This window comes from Pseudalkalibacillus decolorationis, from assembly GCF_024609785.1.
GTDB lineage: Bacteria > Bacillota > Bacilli > Bacillales > Fictibacillaceae > Pseudalkalibacillus > Pseudalkalibacillus decolorationis.
Genome location: NZ_JANHJQ010000007.1, coordinates 1 through 21,409 on the forward strand (window position 1 = coordinate 1; position 21,409 = coordinate 21,409).

The 21,409-nt window shown below is 39.2% G+C and carries 21 protein-coding genes and 2 pseudogenes; 14 read left to right on the forward strand and 9 right to left on the reverse strand.

Annotated elements, in window-relative coordinates:
* Nucleotides 1-123, forward strand: a 123-nt coding sequence (locus NON16_RS07930; protein ID WP_257348545.1) for an IS3 family transposase, incomplete at its 5' end; no start/stop codon positions are given.
* 62 nt (nt 124-185) lie between these two features.
* On the opposite strand, the gene NON16_RS07935 is transcribed toward NON16_RS07930, so the two are convergent.
* On the reverse strand, nt 186-866 hold the full coding sequence (locus NON16_RS07935) for a Crp/Fnr family transcriptional regulator (protein WP_257348307.1): 681 nt from the start codon (nt 864-866) through the stop codon (nt 186-188).
* Between the two features lie 161 nt (nt 867-1,027).
* Here NON16_RS07935 and NON16_RS07940 point away from each other — a divergent pair.
* The 3 genes and pseudogenes from NON16_RS07940 to NON16_RS25620 all read left to right on the forward strand — a co-directional run.
* Nucleotides 1,028-2,378, forward strand: a pseudogene (locus tag NON16_RS07940) (IS1182 family transposase); the annotation flags it as partial.
* Between the two features lie 172 nt (nt 2,379-2,550).
* Nucleotides 2,551-2,787, forward strand: a complete 237-nt coding sequence (locus tag NON16_RS07945) for a glutaredoxin family protein (protein WP_257348308.1) — start codon at nt 2,551-2,553, stop codon at nt 2,785-2,787.
* A gap of 111 nt (nt 2,788-2,898) precedes the next feature.
* Nucleotides 2,899-3,009, forward strand: a pseudogene (locus NON16_RS25620) (OsmC family protein); the annotation flags it as partial.
* An 80-nt stretch (nt 3,010-3,089) separates the two neighbouring features.
* Here the strand turns inward: NON16_RS25620 and NON16_RS07955 are convergent.
* From NON16_RS07955 to htpX, 4 genes are all read right to left on the reverse strand, one after another.
* Nucleotides 3,090-3,779, reverse strand: coding sequence for a TVP38/TMEM64 family protein (locus NON16_RS07955; RefSeq protein WP_257348309.1), 690 nt, complete (start codon nt 3,777-3,779; stop codon nt 3,090-3,092).
* Nucleotides 3,776-4,372, reverse strand: a complete 597-nt coding sequence (locus tag NON16_RS07960) for a CDP-alcohol phosphatidyltransferase family protein (protein ID WP_257348310.1) — start codon at nt 4,370-4,372, stop codon at nt 3,776-3,778. Before NON16_RS07960 ends, NON16_RS07955 begins: the two co-directional genes overlap by 4 nt.
* 458 nt (nt 4,373-4,830) lie before the next feature.
* Complete coding sequence (locus NON16_RS07965; protein WP_257348311.1) at nt 4,831-5,310, reverse strand: BsuPI-related putative proteinase inhibitor; 480 nt, start codon at nt 5,308-5,310, stop codon at nt 4,831-4,833.
* Nucleotides 5,311-5,523: 213 nt separating this feature from the next.
* Nucleotides 5,524-6,405, reverse strand: coding sequence for a protease HtpX (htpX, locus tag NON16_RS07970; RefSeq protein WP_257348313.1), 882 nt, complete (start codon nt 6,403-6,405; stop codon nt 5,524-5,526).
* Nucleotides 6,406-6,594: 189 nt separating this feature from the next.
* Here htpX and NON16_RS07975 point away from each other — a divergent pair, with 189 nt between their 5' ends.
* From NON16_RS07975 to NON16_RS07985, 3 genes are all read left to right on the forward strand, one after another.
* Nucleotides 6,595-7,347 (forward strand): DUF1836 domain-containing protein, encoded by a 753-nt coding sequence (locus NON16_RS07975; RefSeq protein WP_257348315.1) that lies wholly within the window; start codon nt 6,595-6,597, stop codon nt 7,345-7,347.
* A 178-nt stretch (nt 7,348-7,525) separates the two neighbouring features.
* Nucleotides 7,526-7,900, forward strand: coding sequence for a cyclic-phosphate processing receiver domain-containing protein (locus NON16_RS07980; RefSeq protein WP_257348316.1), 375 nt, complete (start codon nt 7,526-7,528; stop codon nt 7,898-7,900).
* Between the two features lie 564 nt (nt 7,901-8,464).
* A complete protein-coding gene (locus NON16_RS07985) occupies nt 8,465-10,015 on the forward strand; it encodes an ABC-F family ATP-binding cassette domain-containing protein (RefSeq protein ID WP_257348317.1) in 1,551 nt (516 codons plus the stop codon).
* A gap of 377 nt (nt 10,016-10,392) precedes the next feature.
* Here the strand turns inward: NON16_RS07985 and rnz are convergent, their stop codons facing one another.
* A complete protein-coding gene (gene rnz, locus NON16_RS07990; RefSeq protein ID WP_257348318.1) occupies nt 10,393-11,331 on the reverse strand; it encodes a ribonuclease Z in 939 nt (312 codons plus the stop codon).
* 659 nt (nt 11,332-11,990) lie between these two features.
* Here rnz and NON16_RS07995 point away from each other — a divergent pair.
* The gene (locus NON16_RS07995) at nt 11,991-12,635 is read left to right on the forward strand and encodes a toast rack family protein (protein WP_257348319.1); all 645 of its coding nucleotides are present in this window, start codon (nt 11,991-11,993) and stop codon (nt 12,633-12,635) included.
* Between the two features lie 534 nt (nt 12,636-13,169).
* On the opposite strand, the gene yfkAB is transcribed toward NON16_RS07995, so the two are convergent.
* A complete protein-coding gene (gene yfkAB, locus NON16_RS08000; RefSeq protein WP_257348320.1) occupies nt 13,170-14,294 on the reverse strand; it encodes a radical SAM/CxCxxxxC motif protein YfkAB in 1,125 nt (374 codons plus the stop codon).
* A gap of 85 nt (nt 14,295-14,379) precedes the next feature.
* Entirely contained in the window at nt 14,380-14,844 is a 465-nt protein-coding gene (locus NON16_RS08005; RefSeq protein ID WP_257348321.1) for a GNAT family N-acetyltransferase, read from the reverse strand.
* Between the two features lie 170 nt (nt 14,845-15,014).
* On the opposite strand from NON16_RS08005, the gene NON16_RS08010 reads away from it, so the two are divergent.
* From NON16_RS08010 to NON16_RS08025, 4 genes are all read left to right on the forward strand, one after another.
* Entirely contained in the window at nt 15,015-15,428 is a 414-nt protein-coding gene (locus NON16_RS08010) for a hypothetical protein (protein ID WP_257348323.1), read from the forward strand.
* A 153-nt stretch (nt 15,429-15,581) separates the two neighbouring features.
* The gene (locus tag NON16_RS08015; RefSeq protein WP_257348324.1) at nt 15,582-16,577 is read left to right on the forward strand and encodes a zinc-binding dehydrogenase; all 996 of its coding nucleotides are present in this window, start codon (nt 15,582-15,584) and stop codon (nt 16,575-16,577) included.
* A 55-nt stretch (nt 16,578-16,632) separates the two neighbouring features.
* Nucleotides 16,633-17,022 carry a cupredoxin domain-containing protein gene (locus NON16_RS08020; RefSeq protein ID WP_257348325.1) on the forward strand — a complete coding sequence of 130 codons (390 nt, stop codon included), beginning with the start codon at nt 16,633-16,635 and terminating at the stop codon, nt 17,020-17,022.
* Between the two features lie 632 nt (nt 17,023-17,654).
* Nucleotides 17,655-18,965: a phytoene desaturase family protein gene (locus NON16_RS08025; RefSeq protein WP_257348326.1), complete on the forward strand. Its 1,311-nt coding sequence runs from the start codon at nt 17,655-17,657 to the stop codon at nt 18,963-18,965.
* 237 nt (nt 18,966-19,202) lie between these two features.
* Here the strand turns inward: NON16_RS08025 and NON16_RS08030 are convergent, their stop codons facing one another.
* Nucleotides 19,203-19,499 (reverse strand): hypothetical protein, encoded by a 297-nt coding sequence (locus NON16_RS08030; RefSeq protein WP_257348328.1) that lies wholly within the window; start codon nt 19,497-19,499, stop codon nt 19,203-19,205.
* Nucleotides 19,500-20,030: 531 nt separating this feature from the next.
* On the opposite strand from NON16_RS08030, the gene NON16_RS08035 reads away from it, so the two are divergent.
* Both NON16_RS08035 and NON16_RS08040 read left to right on the forward strand, forming a co-directional pair.
* Nucleotides 20,031-20,234, forward strand: a complete 204-nt coding sequence (locus NON16_RS08035) for a hypothetical protein (protein WP_257348329.1) — start codon at nt 20,031-20,033, stop codon at nt 20,232-20,234.
* A 246-nt stretch (nt 20,235-20,480) separates the two neighbouring features.
* On the forward strand, nt 20,481-21,362 hold the full coding sequence (locus NON16_RS08040) for a patatin-like phospholipase family protein (RefSeq protein WP_257348331.1): 882 nt from the start codon (nt 20,481-20,483) through the stop codon (nt 21,360-21,362).
* The last annotated feature ends 47 nt before the right edge of the window (nt 21,363-21,409 follow it).

Here is a 21,409-nt window from a genome sequence, read left to right on the forward strand (position 1 = left end):
ACTGTAGAGGAATTACGTAAGAAAGTAGACGATTACATGGATTACTACAATTCCTCCAGGTATCAATGGGGATTAGAAAAGATGACCCCGGAACAATTCCGAGGTCACCTCTTAGCTGCTTAGGACTTTTATTAAACTGTCTTTTTTTAAGGGTACAGTTCAGCTTTTCTCCACTCAGGTTTTTCTTATATTCCTTCTAATAGTTCTTCTGCTTTTTCTGCGTTAATAGAGAACTTTAACCCCTTTTTTAATAATCCATCTTTTTTGAGTTGACCAAGAACAGCACTTGTCGTTTCACGTGTCGAGCCAATCATATTCGCAATATCTGCGTGTGTAAGCTTCATATTGACGCTTTGCCATTGCTTTTTTCTCTTCCCTGATTTTTCACTTAATTTTAGTAATAAGTATAGTAGGCGATACTTCACATCACTAAGCGCTATTTTCTCACTTAAGCTATACACTTCTTTTAGACGATTAGAAAGAATGTTAATGAACTTAAGTGCAATTTTAGGTTTTTTTTCAATAAAGCCTTCGAAGTCACTTTTTCCAATCATACATAAATAAGTATCTGTCATAGCTTGAGCATAGATCTGGTCATCGGTTAAAGATAGCGTGGTTGTTTCTCCAAAAATATTCCCTCCTGTTAAAACATCAACTGTAAACTGCTTTCCCTGATGGTTCATACGATATAAGCGAACTTGACCTTCCTTCAATAGAAATAACGCCTCAATTGGTTTATTGGGAGATAATATGATCGTCCCTTTTTTAACAGGTTTCATTTCACTTATAGCATCAATAACTTTAAGATCTTCCATAGGCAGTTCGTCAAACAGACTAATTTGCGAAAGTAATAATAATTTATCCACTTATCTGATTCCTTTCAACATTTTTTATTTAATTGAATGAATTTCATAAATCTGAACCCTTCTTGCTCAAGGGATTTAAGACATAAAAAATGGAGTACCTCCCCAAGTCTTGTATAATGGTAGTTACGACACAAACCAAAAAGACTGGAGGAAGACTCCCTATGTCTATTATACGACAAGAAAGCCTATTTGACATGCAAGATCTTTTTGATTTAGAACCTACCCAACGTTATGAAGCTGTTATATCAGCGATTGACTTGGACGCCATCTTTCATAAAATTAACAAAAAATCAAGGTTTGGTGCGCCTGTGGAACTCAATTATTCAGCGATGATTGTGTCGCTTATGGTTCGAATCATCGAACGTATTCCAACAACAAAAGATTTAGTTAAACGCCTCAATGATGATTTCATATTCAAGTTAAATTTGCGGATTCCTTGTTTCAGATAAAACACCTTCTAAAGCCGCCTATTCCCGACTTTTGACGAAACTGAGCGCATCCAACATTCTAGAAAAAGTTCAGGAATCCGTTGTATGCCAAGCGATTGCGGAAGGATTCATCACGGATGACACAGTCGCTATTGATGCCACCCACTTTGAAGCGCGTGATCAGGCACCTCCTAAAGAGGATAAGGCTGAAGCAGCACCAAAAAAACGAGGGCGCAAATCCAAAGAGGAGCGAGAACAATGGCTCATTGAACAAGCAGAGCGAGAAGCGAATCTTCCTCTTTTTGAAAAGAAAATTGAAGACCAGTTGGATGTCCCTTCCGTCACCCTTCGCACCGAGGTTCCCCAAGATCCTCAATGGGGTGTGAAGAAAAATAGCGAAGGGAAAAACGTCTTCTGGTACGGCTATAAGGCACACTTAGCTGTGGGGACATCCAGTCAATACATTTTACAGTCTCTTTTTTCATCAGGTAACCTGAATGACGGCAAGGCAGCTATTCCTTTATTAAAGGGCATTGAAGAACGTCTTTCTCTTCCTTCGTTGCGAAATCATACCATGGATGCCGGGTATGATTATGAACCGATCTATCAACAGATTCACCGGATGGGTCATCAATCTATCATCGCTTATAATAAACGGAATGAGCCTGAACCGATGGGTTTCGATAAGCACTTTGCCCCAACTTGTTTTCGGGAACATTCGTATCGTTACGATAGTTTTGACACGAAATACGACACATTGAAATACACAAGACCCAAAGAATGTAAGGATTGTCCTTTAGCTCACGAAGATGTCTGTCAAAAGGTCTATAAAGTGAAAATCACTACGGATCTTCGAAGGTTTACAGCACCGGCCCGAGGCTCAAAAGCTTGGAAGACCTTATTCAAATGCCGTACTGCTGTGGAACGAGTGAACGCTTATCTTAAGGAATTCTTTCAACTAAACAACGTCCGCTATCGAACGGGAAAACGCGCGAAAGTTCATTTTAACATCGTCGCTCTTGTTTATAATGCTTCAAAATTAGCTTGTGATCGTATCAATAGCTTGTTAAATCAACAAGCTGCTAATCCTCCGAAATTTTTGGAGCTACATTCAAATTCTGCAGGTCTTTGCTTCTTTAAAAATAGCAATTATGAAATTGATTCAATTATAACTTTAATTAATGACCATTACTGTAATTTAACTTACTGATTATATACAAAATAAAAAGTAAAGTATGATATAGGAGGCGATATAAGTGAAACCGGTTTTGTATACAATTGATGGTTGCGTAAATTGCAACAAAGCAAAACAGCATCTCATTGAAAATAATATTCCGTTTATAGAAAAAAACCTTTTTACTGATAGTCGTGCTGCATTGGAGGTTAAGGAATTAATAGGGGAGGTAGTAACTCCGGTGTTCATTAACGGACCTGTTATTGTAAAAGGTTCCGATATATTAATGATCGAAAAAAAGGGTGATAATCATGAATAAGAAAGAGCAATTATAAACTGTGAGTACTTAAATTACATTGAATAGAAACATAAAATAGACTTGCAATCTGAATTACAGAATTTAATGAGTTTGCTTTTTTCCAATAAGTAATCACAAGAACGTATTAACGAATTACAACAAAAAACGGACAAACGGTGCCCGGTATTTACAACATTTGAAGCAGCCGGAATAGAACTTATACCTAATTGGGTAAAAGCCTAAAAAAGGTATACAACTAATCATTTGACCCTGTACTATTCTTAGTACGGGGTCAAATGATTTATGTTTATTCATGAATTCTATCACTCTTTGTAAATTTCATCTCTATGTTTAGAGCTGTTTTTCTTTTTGAAAATAGTTGCTATGATTACAATGAATGCCATCAAAAGTGAAAGGATTAGAAAACGGTTCTGATACTCTTTTAGGTGTATGAGGTCATGTCCTAAAATGGTATAAACAACCGTGCCAGGAATCATTCCAATACCAGTTGCCGTTAAGAAAGAACGCAGTCTCATTCCACTTAGACCGGCGGCAAAGCTAATGACATCAAAAGAGATAACAGGAATAAGGCGTGCTGTAAGAACTGTTGTAAATCCATATGTTCCAGAGAGCCTTTTTACCTTTTCCATCCATTTCTTTTCTTTTTTTACTTTGATAACAAATTTTTCACCAAACCATTTTGCTATAAAAAAGGAAACCAATGCACCTAACATCGCTCCGACCCAGGATACGATGATACCCCCATACACCCCAAAAACAACCCCATTAGCTGCGGTAATAAGGAAAGCGGGAATTGGAGCTGCAATTGCCTGGAATATCATCAATAGAATACTTAAAAGAGGGGCAATCATTCCCCATGAGTTGATCAATTGGACAACCTGGTCTACGGACCCTTTTGTCAGTAATGTTAGAAGGCCTCGATCAGATGCAAAAACCAATAGAGGGACAAATAATATAACACTGGCCATTACAACAATGTAGTTTTTTTTCATATATTATCCGCCTGTCTTAAAAGTTTTCTTGCTTCCAACAATCTTTGGCCAGTCGTAAATACTTCAACAAATAAAAATAAAAGGGTTAATAATGTTAAATAATCAGATATGACAATCATGAGTGTGAATAAAATAAAACCCTCTGTACGTTCAGCTAACCCCGCTTGATAGTAGAAGGACTTAATACCCTTTTTTTCAGATAATGCCCCAACCGTTAGAAAAACCGTCATCGCATAAATAATGGATACACTTAATAATAAAAGGGCCCACATGGAATTAGGAAAACGAAAGGCAAGGCCTAAAATGACACCAATTTCAACAAGTCGATCAAATCCAACATCCAGCAGAGTCCCCCAGGCAGAAGGCTTTGTTTTCCGAGCCATTGAACCATCCACAGCATCCAAAAATCCGGATAACCAGAGTAGAAAAACTGCTATAACAGGGTGATCAAAATAAATGAATAAACCTGACAATCCACCTACACCAAAACCAATAATTGTCACTTGATTTGCGGTTAATCCTAGTTTGAGCAGCCCATCAGCCGCTCTTTCAATGATAGGCTGCACGTATTTTCTCCCATGTGTGTCTAACATTTTATCACCATTTTCCAAAGTAATCGTGATTTCGTATTTCTTATTAGTTTATACTGTAGAAGCTGGTAATTCTGTAATTCGTATTACATATATAGAAATATGATAAACAGAGAGCCATTTTGGATTATGCGGTAAAATTAACAAAAAATCCTCATCGTGTAACGGATGAGGATGTAGAATCTTTAAGGAAAGTTGAGTGCAGTGATACCGAAGTTCTAGATATATGCCAAATCACATCCTATTTTAATTTTGTAAATCGCATGGCTGAAGGATTAGGTGTCCAATTAGAAGAATAAACAAAAGCATACTTCTTTTTTGTGACATACAGAATCGTATTCATAGTAAGCACATTATCATGAAAAAAGGAATGACAAGAAGATTCATAACCCCTCTTGTCATTCCTTTTCTTATACGTTAAGAAAGTATAAAAATTTGCTGGATACTTGCGCTTTTCTTATTTATTTCACTGTTTCTTTAAATGTGTGTTCAATAGGGGACTTGGAGGTTACCTTGAATTTGAATTCATACGTCCCTGGTTCTAGTTCTGGATAGTTAACTTCATATGTTAGTGTCTCAGCTTGTGCGACCTTCACGGTTTTTAATGCTTGGGTAAACATTTTTCCTTCTGCCCAGTGGAAGACCTCATTTCCTGCTTCATCGGTAATCCAAAGGTCATATTGTTGGCCACTAGTAAACTCCAGTTCAACAACACGCTCTGTCTGATTTTTAATTTCAAAGACGGCTTTATTGGGTTCAAACGAGACAACGTTAACTTCCATTTTACCTGCTATGATACCATGACCTCCAGGTTCTGACTTTTCATTGGCTTGTCCATTAGTAGGTTCTGCTTTTGGGGGATTGGATGTTTGATCCGTGTCTGTTCCAGTCCCACATGCAGTTAGTAATAGGATCATGCATATTATTATCAATCGATACATAGATGCTCCTCCATTCGGTGTTATACCAGAAGTTTGTACGTAAGAAGTGGCTCTTATTAGTATAGACGAAATGAGTAGAATGTAAGTTACAAAATTGTATCAACGATATAAAGAAAACTTGGATAGCGCCAAGCCTTAGCGCAGGTGATCGCCGTAGTTAAACTTATACTTTCTTAACGTGCAAAGAAAACTTGGCTAGGCCAAGTTTTCTTATTATTTTGCATGTAGGCGACGAATACGCTCATCAAGATCAGGGTGTGTAGAGAATAATAATTTTTTCTTTGTACCACCGCTGATTTTCATAGAAGCAATTGTATCTTGTCGAGTATCAACACGCTTCACATTCGCTTTTAACGATTCAAGAGCATGAATCATCTTGTCTTTACCGGCAAGATCTGCGCCACCACGGTCCGCATGGAACTCACGATAACGAGAGTAAGCGAAGACTACGATACTTCCAAGAATTGAAAAGGCTATTTGGAAAACGAAAATTGCGATAAAGTGGACGATCATGGCTTTATCTTCATCAACAAGCTGAGCGACTGCCCATGCTGCAATTCTTGATAGGAAGACAACAAATGTATTAACAACACCTTGTAAAAGTGTCATTGTTACCATGTCGCCATTTGCGATATGGGCAACCTCGTGAGCTAATACGCCTTCTACTGCATCGTCATCCATCCGTTCTAGTAAGCCTGTTGAGACAGCTACGAGTGAGCGACGCTTTGATGGACCTGTCGCAAAAGCGTTAACTTCTGGAGAGTTGTATATTCCAACTTCAGGCATATGTGATAAGCCAGCTGCACGGACTAGACGGTGTACACGTTCAACAAGGTTCCGTTCGTAATCGTTCATCGAACCGTTCGGGTCTATAACCTTTACTCCCATAAGTTTCTTAGCCATCCAACGAGAGATTGCGAGTGAAATGAATGATCCGGAGAAACCGACTACAGCACTAAAACCTAATAGGAGCATAAAATCGATATTTCCAGAAGGTGTAATATAAGAATTTAATCCTAGCACTGATAGTACAATCATAATTGTTGTCAGTACTAATACGTTCGTAAGGATAAAAAGAAAAATACGTTTTGCCATTTCCCATACCTCATTTCAGGTTCATGTGAACTTAATATATGAACTAATTATAAATTACATATCAAAAATTTTCAAGACTCACGAGTTATTTTTACAAAAATATAGATGACTTTAATTAAAAGAGATTGACGAATCCAAACATTTTTAAGTATGATAAGTTCAAATGAACGTATGTTTTGAGGTGAAAATATGCATCCGTTAACATTGACACGAAAAGAAATGGCAAATTTGTTACTTTCTCTTCAAAGTACTGAAGGTGTGTCTCCAATTGATATCATTAAAGACGCCGTTATAGCTTTGCCCAATCGCTCAAATACTGAGAATGAAACAGCAACAGCGAGAATGGATTCATCTCTTCCGGCTATTTTCGAAAAGGTAATGCGAATTTCAAAGCGAAATGTTGGTCTTTCTATAAATGAAATCGTAGCTCTTGGAAACCAGATTGAGTACAGTAGTTTCTCAGCAAGTGCTGTACAGAATTGGGTGAAACGGGACGTACGTGGTTTGATTGGATCTCCGCAAAAAGGCAAAAAGTATTCGCTAGAGCAAGCGGCTATTCTATTTATTGTAGAAGACCTTAAGAGTACACTCGATTTTGTTTCTATACGTAACCTGCTCACGCTTATTTTTAACAATATTGAAGATCGACACGATGATCTAATCGATCCTCTCCACTACTATATTACCTATTCTTCGATTTTCGAAGAACTTGATGTAAACAGGGATAATGTTGTAGATGTAGATTTTCGGATTCATCATGGTGACCAAGCTGAGGTACTTATTTTCCAAAAGGCTGAGGAGAAGGTAAAGTCAATCGAACATTTAGATGAAAAAGAAAAGTCTATTATTCAAAATGCTTTGGTTATCTCAACATTGTCTGTTCAAACATCCTACTTCCAATCAATATCTCGACAATTCCTGAACTCCACAATACTAATCTAAATCAATGGGACAACGGATAATGTAGCAGTGAAGACTCAAGGAAATGGAATATTTCAGAGGTTTACTATCCACTGGAGTGAATGTTGTATAACGTTAATGAGATTGTAAAACAATGTACATGGGATTTTGTCAGAATTCGTGTTATGCTTGTCACAATTCACCGGGAAGGAGTTAAATATTGTCGAAAATTAACGTATTTTTAGACGATGTACGCCCGTGCCCAGAACATTTTATACTTGCTACAGACATCGAACAATGCATACAACTTTTAAACGAGTTCGACGTTCAACACCTTTCACTCGATCATGATCTGGAGAATAAGGTAAGGAACGGTTTCCTGCTTGTACAGCACATGGTGAAGCATCAATTATTTGCTGAAACAATTACAGTTCACTCAGCTAATTCAGGAGCTGGGAAGAGAATGTATTCTTATTTGATAAATGCTCAAGAACAACATTTGATTCCAGATAATGTGAAAATATTTTATTATCCTTTACCGTTAAACCGGTTAAATGATCAATATCCATTACCAGTAGATTTATATAATCGTTAGAAGAGGGGCTGACTCAAAAGTTCGCGACAGAACTTTTTTGAGTCAGTTCCTTTTAGTGTAGACAGTTCCAGCCCCTAACTAAGGAATTAGATTCTAAGCTCGGCCCTTTACAACGAGAACCAATTCGGTTAAGATGGAATCAATATCCAATGAAGGGGTGTTTCCTAGGCGATGATGAATCGGTCTGTTGTTCTTTTAATTGTAGTGGCTTGATAATGGGTGGAGTCTGCCCTTTTTATGTAATACAAAAGCCATCGCAAGACAACAGATCAGCATCTCAAAACCCCTTTTCGGTTCTGTTTTTAAACAGAATATGAACAGCGAAAAGGTTGAGCCATCTATTTTAGGTTGGAAGAGAGGATGTTGCGTCGTGACATCCTTTTTTTTACGTTAAGAAACTATAAAAATACTTTCTATAGTATAAGCGCAACTAAGGCGATCGCCAGCGCTAAGGCTTGGCGATAGCCAAGTTTTCTTTATATGGCCATTTTTTCCAATATAGAATAGTGTTCTGTATATGTCTTGCGTTTGGTCCCAAATAGATTAGAAATGAGGAAAGTTCAAATGAGTATGCTTCATGTAAAAGGACTAACGCACGGTTTTGGTGACCGTACATTATTTAATGATATCGAATTTAGACTCCTAAAAGGGGAGCATGTCGGATTGGTTGGTGCTAATGGAACCGGCAAGTCCACTTTATTAAAGCTTTTAACAGATAAAATCGATTCGGATGAAGGGGAGATAGAAATTCATCCTGGAATTGAGATGGGTTATTTAGAACAGCACCCAGATTTTAAAAGAGATCAAACGATTAAATCATACTTGAGAGGTGCTTTTCAATATCTCTTTGATCTAGAGAAAGAAATGATGCGTCTAACTGAAAGACTCTCTTTGGAGTCAAACGAGCAGTTAGAGGCGGACTTGATCCAATATGGAGAGATCCAAGAGACGTTGGAAGTGAACCGCTTTTATGAGCTTGACGCAACTATTGAAGAAATTGCTGCAGGGCTAGGAATTGCGGAGCTTGGCATGGATAGGGTGACTGCGGCCTTGTCTGGAGGACAGCGAACAAAGTTAATGCTCGCTAAATTGCTCTTGCAAAAGCCAGATATTCTATTATTAGACGAACCGACGAACTATTTAGATGACCTTCATATTCAATGGCTTCGTAATTATTTAGCGACATATCCAAATGCATTTGTTCTGATTTCGCATGATACAGCATTTATGAATGAGGTAGTCAATATCATTTATCATCTGGAGCACAGGACGATCACCCGGTATGTCGGTAATTATAAGGCATTCGTAGAGGCGTATGAATTAAGAAAGCAGCAAATCCATCAAGCCTTTAACAGGCAACAAAGGGAAATCAATAAGCTGGAAGATTATATCCAACGAAATAAAGCACGTGCATCTACTGCAAAGCAGGCAAAAAGCAGGGAAAAGCAGCTCGGGAAAATTGAGCGAATTGATAAACCAGTCGTTCAACCGAAATCTTGGTTTGGCTTCCAAGTTTGCCGTGAACCAAATCAGGAAGTATTGACAACGCAAAATCTTGCAATAGGATATGAAAAACCATTGATCGATCATCTTAGTCTCATTTTAAAAAAGAATGAGAAAATAGCAATCACAGGCTACAATGGAATCGGTAAGACGACAACTCTTAAAACGTTGCTTGGGCGTTTAAAGCCAGTCTCAGGTAATGTAAAAATCGGCAGCTTTGTTAGGCCAGCATACCTTGAACAGGAAATGGAGTTCTCTGGTAATGAGTCTGCATTACAATATGTATGGTCCAGGTATCCGCTGATGGAAGAAAAAGAGGTACGAAAACGTCTAGCTAGATCTGGGTTGAAAAGTGAGCATATCTACCAACCGATTGCGACATTAAGCGGAGGAGAACAAACGAAGGTACGTCTCTGCGTTTTAATGTTAGAAGAAAGTAATTTGCTAGTACTTGATGAACCAACCAACCACCTTGATATAAACGCAAAGGCAGCTTTGAAAAGTGCACTTGTAGAATATAAAGGGACTGTCCTGCTCGTTTCCCATGAACCGGATTTTTATGAAGAATGGGTATCAGGTATTTGGAATGTTGAAGATTGGAGAAAAGTATAAGAGGTTGTTCAAAAAGTCCGGTGAAAATAGCTGTCGAATTTCTTCGTTCCTTGGAAAAGGAGTACACTTTTCCGGCGTGCGAGGCACTGCTTCCGTAGAATATTCTTGTGCTCGGTCTCTTCGGACTTGCACACGGATGTGCTGACTTCGACGTTTTCACAGGACGTGAAGTAGTTAGTCGAAGTTCCATATGTACCTGCGTCTACAAGCGTATTCTTGGATGTAAGCTTCCTCGGTACAACTCGTAGTGTTTATGCAAGTACCGCTCGTCGTTCCGGTCCTCGAGACTATTCGCGCCTCGAACTTCTCGGCTCTTTTTATCCTCCTTTTTGAACACGCACTATAAGTGAGTAATACGGGTAATAAAGGAGGCAGCGTTAAACGCTTGTCTCCTTTTTCCTTACTAACGAATAAATACTGAAATCGGAAGCAAGTTCTGTATTTTGAAAAACGTTTCGGGCACTTTCCAGCAGTTCTTGTTCGTTATTTTTATAACGTGCACTAATGTGTGTAAGAATGAGCCGTTGAACATTGGCTTGCCTTGCTATCGTGGCTGCTTGCACGGTGGTAGAATGATGAAATTCCACTGCTTTTTCCTCTAAGCCTTCCTGAAATGTGGCTTCATGGATAAGAAGATCCGCTTTTTCCGCTAAATCAAAGGTGGATTTTGTTGGACGAGTATCTCCGCATACTGTAATGACTCTCCCTAATTGGTCGGGACCCGTAAATTCTTTTCCATTCAAAATCCGACCATCCTCAAGTTTAGTTGTCTCACCATTTTTTAGTTTTTTATAAATCGGTCCTGGTGGAACACCTAACTTTTTTAGTTGATCCACATTTAATTTCCCAGGTTGATTAGGCTCTTTGATGCGATAACCATAGGAAGGGATGACATGGTCGAGTAGGGCTACTTTAATTGTGTAACCATCCACTTTTTCCAAATAATCATCTCCAATTTCGATGATGGTGAGAGGGTATTTCAAGTACGTTTGACTTGTTTCAAGCGTAACTTTGATAAACTCACGTATCCCCTTTGGACCATAAATGGTTAACGGGGTTTCTCCTCCTTGAAAGGAGCGTGTACCCAATACTCCCGGAAGCCCATATATATGATCACCGTGCATGTGGGTGATAAAGATCCTCGTTATTTGTGTTAATTTTAAATTCGTATGTAAAACCTGATGCTGAGTCGCTTCCCCACAATCAAAAAGCCAAACCTCACCGTTAAGGTTCGTTAAAAACTTCAATGCAATCGCAGTTACATTTCGTTCTTTTGAAGGAATGCCTGCACCAGTACCCAAAAAATGAAATTCCATCTTTTATTACTCCTATCCTGGTAATCCAGTTACAGCTTTAAAGCAGTCGCTTTCACTTTTCATGTCTAGTTCCAGCTCCTAGGTGCTCGAGGTCGCTTCACCTTTTCATTAAACACGAAAACCATGTGTTCTACTGAAAAGCCTCCAGCGCTTTACGCCCTAGGCAGTCGCTTCACCTTTTCATTGAACACGAAAACCATGTGTTCTTCAAAAAGCTTCCAGCGCTTTACGCCCTAGGCAGTCGCTTCCACTTTTTATGTCTAGTTCCAGCGCCTAGGTGCTCGAGGTCGCTTCACCTTTTCATTAAACACGAAAACCATGTGTTCTACTGAAAAGCTTCCAGCGCTTTACGCACCTAAGCAGTCGCTTCCACTTTTCATCTCTAGTATATCATTTTGCCTTCTACTTCAAACCTAGTTATAAATCAGTCTTCAGTCGGAACTAAAACCAATCCGATGTCCGTTATGGGAAATTCATTGTTCCCTTAGACTAAGGATAACGACAAATCACTATGAGGAGAATGATGATGCGTTTTATTCCAAAATGGATCAGTCAGGGGAACACAATAATACCAATTACACCAAGAGACAAAGCTATAGAAGAGATGACGACCCGCAAAAGCACTTATAATTTTATTTAATAGAAGGAGATGGATGTAAATGTTGATGCAAGAGAAAACATCGAAAAAACATGTAATTGAAAAGAGTAACGAAAAAGAACTGGATGTAACGATAGAGATGGGAATTGGAAAGTTAAAATTATCAGGTGGTACTGAACAAATTATGGAAGGTAAATTCACCTACAGAGGTGAGGGGCTTGAACCTTCCTTTGAGTATGAGAAGGATGATGACAAAGGGAGACTTGTTATCGCGCAAAATTCAGTAAGTAAGTGGGGACAGTCTTTCTCAGCTAAACAGGATTGGAATTTCGCTTTAAATAGGCAACTTCCTCTTTCTTTATGCGTTGAGCTTGGAACAGGGAAATCTGAACTCAATTTAACAGAATTAAATTTGAACGAACTAACAATTGATGCGGGTGTAGGAGAAACGATCATTGATTTATCTGGGAATTGGGAAAAAAGCTTTAAAGCTGAATTGAATTCCGGAGTTGGAAAAACCAAAATTTTATTACCAAAAGAGATTGGAACAAGAATTAAGATTGAAAAAGGAGTCGGCAAGGTAAAAGCAGATTATTTTATGACTGTAGGTGACGCCCATCAAAACCAAGCGTATGATACTGCAGATGTAAAAATCGATATCGAACTGAACGTTGGAGTGGGAGAAGTCATTTTGGAGCAAGTCTAACCTTGAATGCCTCAAGTAGGCTTTTTACATCGTTCAGGAAATTATAAAAGTTGTCGATAAATGATCAATAGGTTTGTGATTGTTCATCTTTTAGACCGGTCTAAGCGTAATTTAGCGTTAAAATTAGTAGTAACTTTTCTACTAACGTATATAAGTAATATATTCTATAAATAAAACGCAGATATTACAGCCGTACAGAGAATAATTCATCCGGAAATTCGGGAATTCAGCCGCACAGAGAATAATCCAGCCAAAAACTCTGGACACCAGGATAACGAGGCAATAGAATTAAGGTCCAAAGGTATGGTACTACTGAAATTCTCCCCTCATCTTATATCTTCTTGCTACAATAAAAAGATGTAAGAACCAAGTGCATTGTACTTGGTTCTTTATTATACTGGTAAAAAATTAAGAGTAATAAGGGGGACGGGGCTGTAAAATTCAACTCTCGTAAGGTATAAATAAAGTTTCGCTGATATAGAGAAATTGATAGATGCCGTGCTTTCTTAATTTGATGAGACCATGAACACGCTTTTACCCGATATTTGTACTTTTTTTCGTGAAATCTTCATCAGGATAGTACGCATTTTTGACTAGAAGGTTCGGACCAAGACATTTTACAGCCGGACAATGACAACTGACAGATCCAGCAAGATCGCTGTTCATCCAACGGTCGTACACTTCCTGTAATGAGTCGGTTTGCAGATTTCCGAGCGGAGGTGCATCACCGAAATCGGTTACGATCACATTCCCGTCGAATATATTCACATTGATCCTCGATCGACCATCCGGGTCATTCCGAACCGTCACATTTTTCTCTTGATAGAGTCTTCGTAACAAATCAAGATCTTCAGGCTGGTTACTGCATGGATAAAAGGGAAGTGTGCCGAACAGCATCCATACATTTGGATCACGTTCATTTAAAAGTCGATGGATTCCTTCACGGATTTCCGGTAAAGTCACGACCTCCAAACCACTTGCGAAGGCACTTGGGTACATAGGATGAACTTCGTGTCTCTGGCATCCCATTTCAACGATTTGTTTATGAATGCCCCCTAGATGAGGCAGTGTTCGCTTATTCAGCATCGTTTCCGCCGAAACAATTACACCCGCTGAAGTAAGAGCCTGTGCGTTCTCTACCATTCTTTTGAAATAGTTCTCTCGTTGTTGGACGGCAGGTTTTTTCTCCATCATCGCAAAACCAATTTCATTAAAATCCTCAATGGAGCCGTAATTATGAGATATATGTAAAACATCCAAATAAGGAGTGATAAGCTCGTAACGCTTTAAATCAAGGGTTAAGTTTGAATTGATCTGTGTTCGTACACCACGTTCATGTGCATATCGCAGCAAAGGAACAACGTATTCTTTTACCGATTTCATTGATAGCATTGGTTCTCCGCCAGTAATGCTAAGTGCACGTAACTGCGGGACTTCCTCCAACCGTCGAAGCATAAGGTCAAGTGGGAGTGCATTTGGATCCTTTGGCTGTAACGTATAACCAACGGCGCAATGTTCGCAGCGCATGTTGCAGAGTGTTGTTGTTGTAAATTCGATATTGCTTAAAACCATGCGACCGTGTTCCTCAACATCGAGATAAGCTTCCCATGGATCATTGTTAGGTGTTATATTTGGTAACCGATTTGTTTCTTTTAACATAGTGAACTCCTTTAACTCTTACAAAATCTAGTCCACTCATACTATAGCACGAAAGACTCGCATTCCCGCAGGTTCCGCAATATTCTTATAATTGCTTTTCCATCACAATTCCGGTTGCTTCATAACCTAATCGGTTGTATAGCTTTATCGCACCAGCATTTTTTCCGAATACATGAAGTCCAACCTTCCGTGCGCCAAGGTCTTTTGCACGTTTGTGATACATCTCAATAGCTTCGGAACCATATCCTTTTCCACGATGTGTTGGGTCCATCCAAATTTCATAAATGAATGCTTTTTTCTCATCTTTATCAAAAAAGTACCAGATGACTCCAACACTCTTCTGCAACTGGTCATCAACGAGTTTGAAAATAAAGTGGTCTTCAGTATGCTGACCATCGCTTAATAGCTCATTGAATTGTTTGGAAGCTTGTTCGGAAGCCCTTTCGAGCGTAATGTCATAGTTTTCACTGATTTCTTGTGTGTACTCTTTTAGAGATCGGGCTCTAAAATTCATAAACTCTTGTTCATTCATTTCTTGAAATTGAATCAATACGATCACCCCTTGCTCATATTTTACCATCTCTATTGAAAATTAAGGAATGATTTTACTGAAAATGCTACTTAATTAAGGCGTTTCTCTCAATCGAAAAAAAATAGTGATCTATTAACCTATCTCTATTCGTAAGCTTATTGAAACTATTAAAAGGAGGAATCTTTATTATGTTTAAGAAGATTGCAACTACGGGACTAGCTTTAACTTTAGGACTAGGCATCGGTTCAGCGGGAATGGTTTCCGCATCAAGTAATGACACAGGTTTAGAAACGGACACTGCTGTAAACGCAAGTCTCCAGAGCGAAGAGAATTCTTCAAGTATTGACTTAGGAACAGGATTGGGTCTTGATTTAGATCTTGATAACGTTCTTGATTTAGGAGATGAAGGAAACAACAATTCTGGTTTGGAGCTTGGAACAGTAATAGGAGGATCGGTTGATAGCGATGACGAATCCGATTCTTCAAGTGCTAATCTTGAAACGGGATTAGGCTTAGATTTAAACCTTGATAACATTCTCGACTCTGATGATGAAGGGGACAACGAGTCTTCAGACGATGATTTGCTAGGTGATATCCTCTAAACATTTCATAAAATAGTATAGTTAAACAGCTACTTCATTCCGAAGTGGCTGTTTTTTCTTTAATGCTAATAAGGAAAAAGATAGATTTTCAAGCAACTTGAGTGAGTCAGAAGACGAGTCTATGTCATAATGGAAAAAAAGGAGGGGATTTCAATGAAAGCAATCGTACATACTTCGCCACAAGGAATAGAAGGAATGGCACTTCAAGGTTTTGAGAGTACTGTCCCAAAATCGGGTGAGGTGAAAATTCAATTAAAATCAGCAGGGTTAAACCATAGGGACCTTTTTGTATTAACCCGTCACGATGAGGGTGAGCCTCCATTTGTGGTTGGATCAGATGGAGCGGGTGTGATCGTTGAAGCTGGAGCGAATGTAAATAATGTAAAGGTCGGGGACGAGGTCGTGATCAACCCAAGTCTTAATTGGTACACGAAATCACCAGCACCTCCAGAAGAGTTCGGAATTCTTGGCTTTCCATCAAACGGGACTTTCGCTGAAGAAGTGGTTATTTCAGCGGAAAACGTAGAACCGAAACCAACACATTTGAATTGGACTGAAGCTGGGGTGCTCCCACTTGCAGCGTTAACGGCTTACCGCGCTCTTTTCACTAGAGGGAACGTTCAGGAAGGTCAGCATGTTTTGTTACCTGGGGTTGGCAGCGGTGTAATCACATTCATTTTACAATTTGCAAAAGCGGTTGGTGCTAAAGTGACGGTAACCTCGAGAAGTGAATCGAAACGGCAACAGGCGCTAGAACTAGGGGCAGACCGTGCTATTGATAGTGAGGGAGACTGGAAGGAAGCATTGAACGATGAAAAAGCGGACCTTGTCATTGAAAGTGTTGGGGCAGCTACATTCGCCAAATCACTGGATCGAATCAAGCCGGGTGGAACCGTTGTCACATTCGGGGCATCCGCAGGAGATGAAATATCGCTTAATATCCGAAATTTCTTTTACGGACAATACAATCTATTAGGAACTACGATGGGGAGTCGTGATGAATTCCGAGAAATGCTTCAATTTATCAAGAAATACAACATCAAGCCTATTATTGATAAAACCTTTAGTTTAGAGGAAGCTGACATTGCCTTTAAGCGTTTAGAAGCAGCTGAACAGTTTGGTAAAATCGGATTCACGATTTCAAAATAATTCTTGAATAATGAGATATCATTTTGTGCATCATATCGAAAAAAGGTGATGTGCGATGAAACGATATTTTCTCAATACCCTGCTTGTTTTCGGGGTTGCTATCGCGATTTTAACAGTATTTCAGAAACTTGAGTTCACGGAGATGAGAGCTAAAGCTGAGACACCAGTGGAGGTAAGGCAAAATAAGCTTGAGGTTGAACTTGATGATTTCTATTTTGAACCTGACGAAATTAAATTGAAAGTCAATCAACCAACTACACTAATTCTTGAAAATGAAGGTGATGTTCAACACACGTTCACAGTTCGAGCATTAAATATTGATGTTGTGTTGGAACCAGGTGAGAAAAAAGAGATTGTCGTAAAACCGAACAAGACCGGTACCTTTGAGCTCATCTGTAGATTCCATCAAGAAAAAATGGTCGGAAAAGTCATTGTGACCCAATAAAGTTTAAAGAGTGCCTCTATTCTTAACGTGCAAATAAGACCTCACTAGTAGCAGCTATTAATACTACTATGTGAGGTCTTTCCAATTTAAACAAATCAACCTACAATGTTCCAAAGTGAAAGTGCAGCAAAGATAAATGCGATAATAGCAATCGTTCCAGCAAGTAACGGTCTCAACAAGTCCATAAATGTATTCATCATTAATAATCGCTCCTTCGAAAAATGTTTCGTTACTATAAAGACGAACTACTAAGCAAAAGGTTTCACGTTCATTACGATTATTACAAAAACATTACGAAAGAACTAGAACTTTTTTTAGGATTTGTGGTTTAAAAAAGGTAGGACAGGGTATCCTCTTATTAACAACCTTTTATCCCCCTAACCCCTAAACCCTAAGAAAAAACCTTTCCCGATTTCGGGGAAGGTTTTTTCGTACGTTGGGAAAGCATGACTATTTAGTGAGTAAAGAAAGTATAAAAATACTTTCTATAGTATAAGCGCAACTAAAGCTCAGCCGGCACCAAAGGCTTGGCTTTGCTAAGTTTTCTTTATAGTTCCGGTAGAAGTATGTAATAATAGGGATTGTGAAAAAATGAAATCGTTTATATGGTTGGACAAGAAGGAGGCACATTTGTGGATACAGCGGAAGTTCAACATGTGGATGTTGTAGTTGTTGGAGGGGGGCTTGCAGGTCTTTCTACTGCAGCTTATTTGTCAGAAAAGGGGAAAAAAGTCGCACTCTTGGAAAAGGGCCTTTTGGGGGGAAGAGCGGTGACGTTTAGCCTAAAAGGGTTTTCATTCAATTTTGGTGCACATGCAATCTATGGAAGAGATACTTCCATTTTGAAAACCTTTGAAAAAGAACTTGGAATCGACGTCGATTGGCGTGATTTTAAACCAAATAAAGCGAAATATGATATTGGGGATGAGCTGACTGCGGTTCCGGCAAACGTCAAAGGTTTGTTCCGGACCAAACTTGTAAAGGGTGCAGACAAACTTAAGTTTACCTTTGAGATTTTCAAAACGCTAACAAGTATGGAAAAGGGTCATCCGCATTTGTCGATCAAGAAATGGATGGATCAACATAATTTAACGGAAGATGTCAAAGAAATGATGCTAACACTCGCATCCTCTAACTTTTTTACAAGCGAACCGGAAAAAATTCCATCTGATGTTTATTTCGATTATTATCGTCGCTTATTTACGACGAATAAGCCTGTCGCCTATGTGGGTGGAGGTTGGCAGACGTTAATTAATAAGTTTGTAAACGTGATTGAGCGGAATGGCAGTGAAATTCTTACGAAGGCACGAGTAGAATCCGTTTCAACTGAAGGAGATCGAATCGTTGAGGTTCAGTCGAAAAAAGGAAATTTTCGGGCGAAGGAATTTGTTTTTTGTGCACCGCCATCTGAACTTGCTAAGATGTTAGTAGATACAGACCTAGAGTATTCTGTTAAACATTATGCACATTATGAGCCAAGCTATGTTTTCGTTTACGATCTTGGCTTGAAAAATCGAATTGATGTGCCGTACTCATATGTTTACGATAAGCCAAACAAAATGTTCATTACTGATATCAGCTTTTATGACGAGGGCTGTGTACCAGAAGGCGGGCAGCTGCTACAGGCAATCGCCTACATTAAAAAAGAAGAACTGGATGACAAAGAACGGCTTACTGAAATCGAGGAAAAGATTGAAGCGATGTACGATAAACATTTTAGTGGATGGCGGGATGAGCTCGTTGTGCCGCGGAAATCGAAACGTGCATCTGCACAAGAGATTAAGTGGAAAATGAACCAGGAACCAATGCCTGTGTATTTCCCTGATTATCGAAACGCGTTCTTTGCTGGTGACTGGTGCGAAGGGAAAGGTCAGTTGTCCGAGCTTTCCTTCACGTCCGCATACGAAGCAAGCCAGCTTATTTTACAAAAAGACGAAGACTAAATAATCGCATTTAAGGAAAAAGGACTGTATTAAAGCATCATGTTACCGATGCCTTGGACAGTCCTTTCTGACAAGTAAAGAAAGTATAACTTTTTGATGCATAGATGTAATGTCTAGCTCCAGCACCCAGCCACTTGGATCACTTCAGACCTCCTGCGGCGGCGACAGCCTCCTCGTCGGTCTTCCAGTGACCTTCGTGGCTAGACAGGGCGCTTGCGCTTTTCTTATTTAAAGAGATTATACATATTTTTTAATTACACCTAACATTAATATCGATGAAGCTGATACGAGGACTGCGAATATGACCCAAATAACTAGTCCGGTCCATTCACTTATCAATACCACGACAATCACTAAGAATCCGATTATCGTTACATATAGGCCAATCGCCTTTGCCAGACCTTCTTTATCTTCAATTGTGCTTTGATCATAATCTTTTATAATAGTAATCGATTTTTTCAATATAAAGCGTAAACCAAGGATAATTAAAGTCACCCCGACCAGTGAAATTAGAATCACTTTGTTCGTTTCCATCGTTTGACCACCTTTATTTTTCTATCTCTACAATACTATTTGTAGTAACTGATTGTAAACGTTTTCTAGGAAGGGGTCATCATTGAAACTGAATACATTATGCCAATTATCCACGAATATTTATATATAGTTGGAGGATTATTTTGAACTAAAGCGGGTATACATCCTTAAAAGTATGTTTTCAAAAAGTAGACGAATCAGAATTTCTTATAGGAAGTTCGACTAAATACGTTACGTCCTGTAACAACGTCGAACTGACTCACATCGTGTGAGCCCAAGGCACGACAGTTTTGAGGACCGGAGCGACGAGCGGTACTTGCATAGAAGCTACGAGTTGTACCGAGGAAGCTTACTCCAAAGCTTAGCTTGTAGACGCAGGTACATATGGAACTTCACTAACTACTTCACGTCCTGTGAAAACGTCGAAGTCAGCACGTCCATGTGCAAGTCCGGAAAAACCGAGTAACGTAGAAATTCGCCGTTTATCATTTGAATACTTTTTGAACATCCACTAAAAGGAGGCGGAAGATCATGATTTGGTTATGGTTTTTAATCCCGCTGTTAGTCGTGATAACTGTAGCTATTGTGTATGAATATCGGAATAGAAAAAGAGCAAATGTTCAATTCAACTCCAAAGAATTTCAGGAACGCCCATTCAGCCAACAAGAGAAGCAGCATAATGACCAGAAACATTATGGTGTCGGAGGGGAAGGGAACCAGCCACCTCCAACCTAAATCATTCTTTAAGTTATTTATCTATAGAGTCATACGGCTCCGCGACGGATTCGAGTTGCGGGGTTTTCAGCACGTTAAGAAAGTAAAAAAATTTGTTGCATAGATGTGATGTCTAGCTCCAGCACCTAATCCCTTGGACCACTTTAGTCCTCCTGCGTTTGATTGGGAAAGGCTCATCTCTTTTCTTCGGTCTATTCCTTCTGTAAAATAATGATACGTATTGTTTTTAGAAAAGGGGGGCTTAACATGACTTCGACAGGTCTTGTATTAGAAGGTGGAGGTATGAGGGGTGTTTATACAGCAGGGGTTTTAGAATTTTTTATGGAGCAAGATTTCTACCTCCCTTATGTGATTGGTGTGTCAGCGGGGGCTTGCCATGCTGCATCGTATCTTTCTAGGCAAAAAGGGAGAAACAAGCAGGTGTGTATCGGTTATGTACAGCACCCGGATTATATTTCACTGAAAAACCTCATACGAAAGAAACAACTGTTTGGTATGGATTTGATTTTCGATGTAATACCGAATCAACTCGTTCCATTTGATTACGATGCTTTTCATCAAACAGCAGAAAAATTTGTAATTGGAACGACCGACTGTATGACGGGTGAGCCGGTTTACTATGAAAAGTCTGCTTATCGCGATCACATCTTGCCAATCCTTCGTGCCTCTAGTTCTTTACCTTTTATGGCACCGGTCATCGAGCTTGAAGGCAGACATTTGATGGATGGTGGAATCTCAGATCCCATTCCGATTAAACGTTCCGAACAAGATGGTAATACGAAGAATATTGTCATTTTAACCAGAAATGATGGCTATTTAAAAAAACGATCCAAGCTGAACTGGTTAGCAAGAAGATTTTACCCGAAATACAAAGGACTTATCGAACGACTTGATGATCGATTCCAAAACTATAATGATACCTTATCTTATATCCAGGAAAAAGAGAAAAGCGGGGACGTATATGTCATCCGGCCGACTGAACGGATAAAAGTCGGACGTGCCGAACGAAATCCTGTGAAACTTACGGAATTATACGAGCAAGGCTATCGTGATGCCGCTAAACACCTAGATTCAATCAAACGGTGGCAAGAGGCGCCGCCCAAAACTGTTGATGGTCCAAAAATGTAAGCTCATTAGGGATAGTGCTTATTAAAGCTGCACATATTATCGCAAAT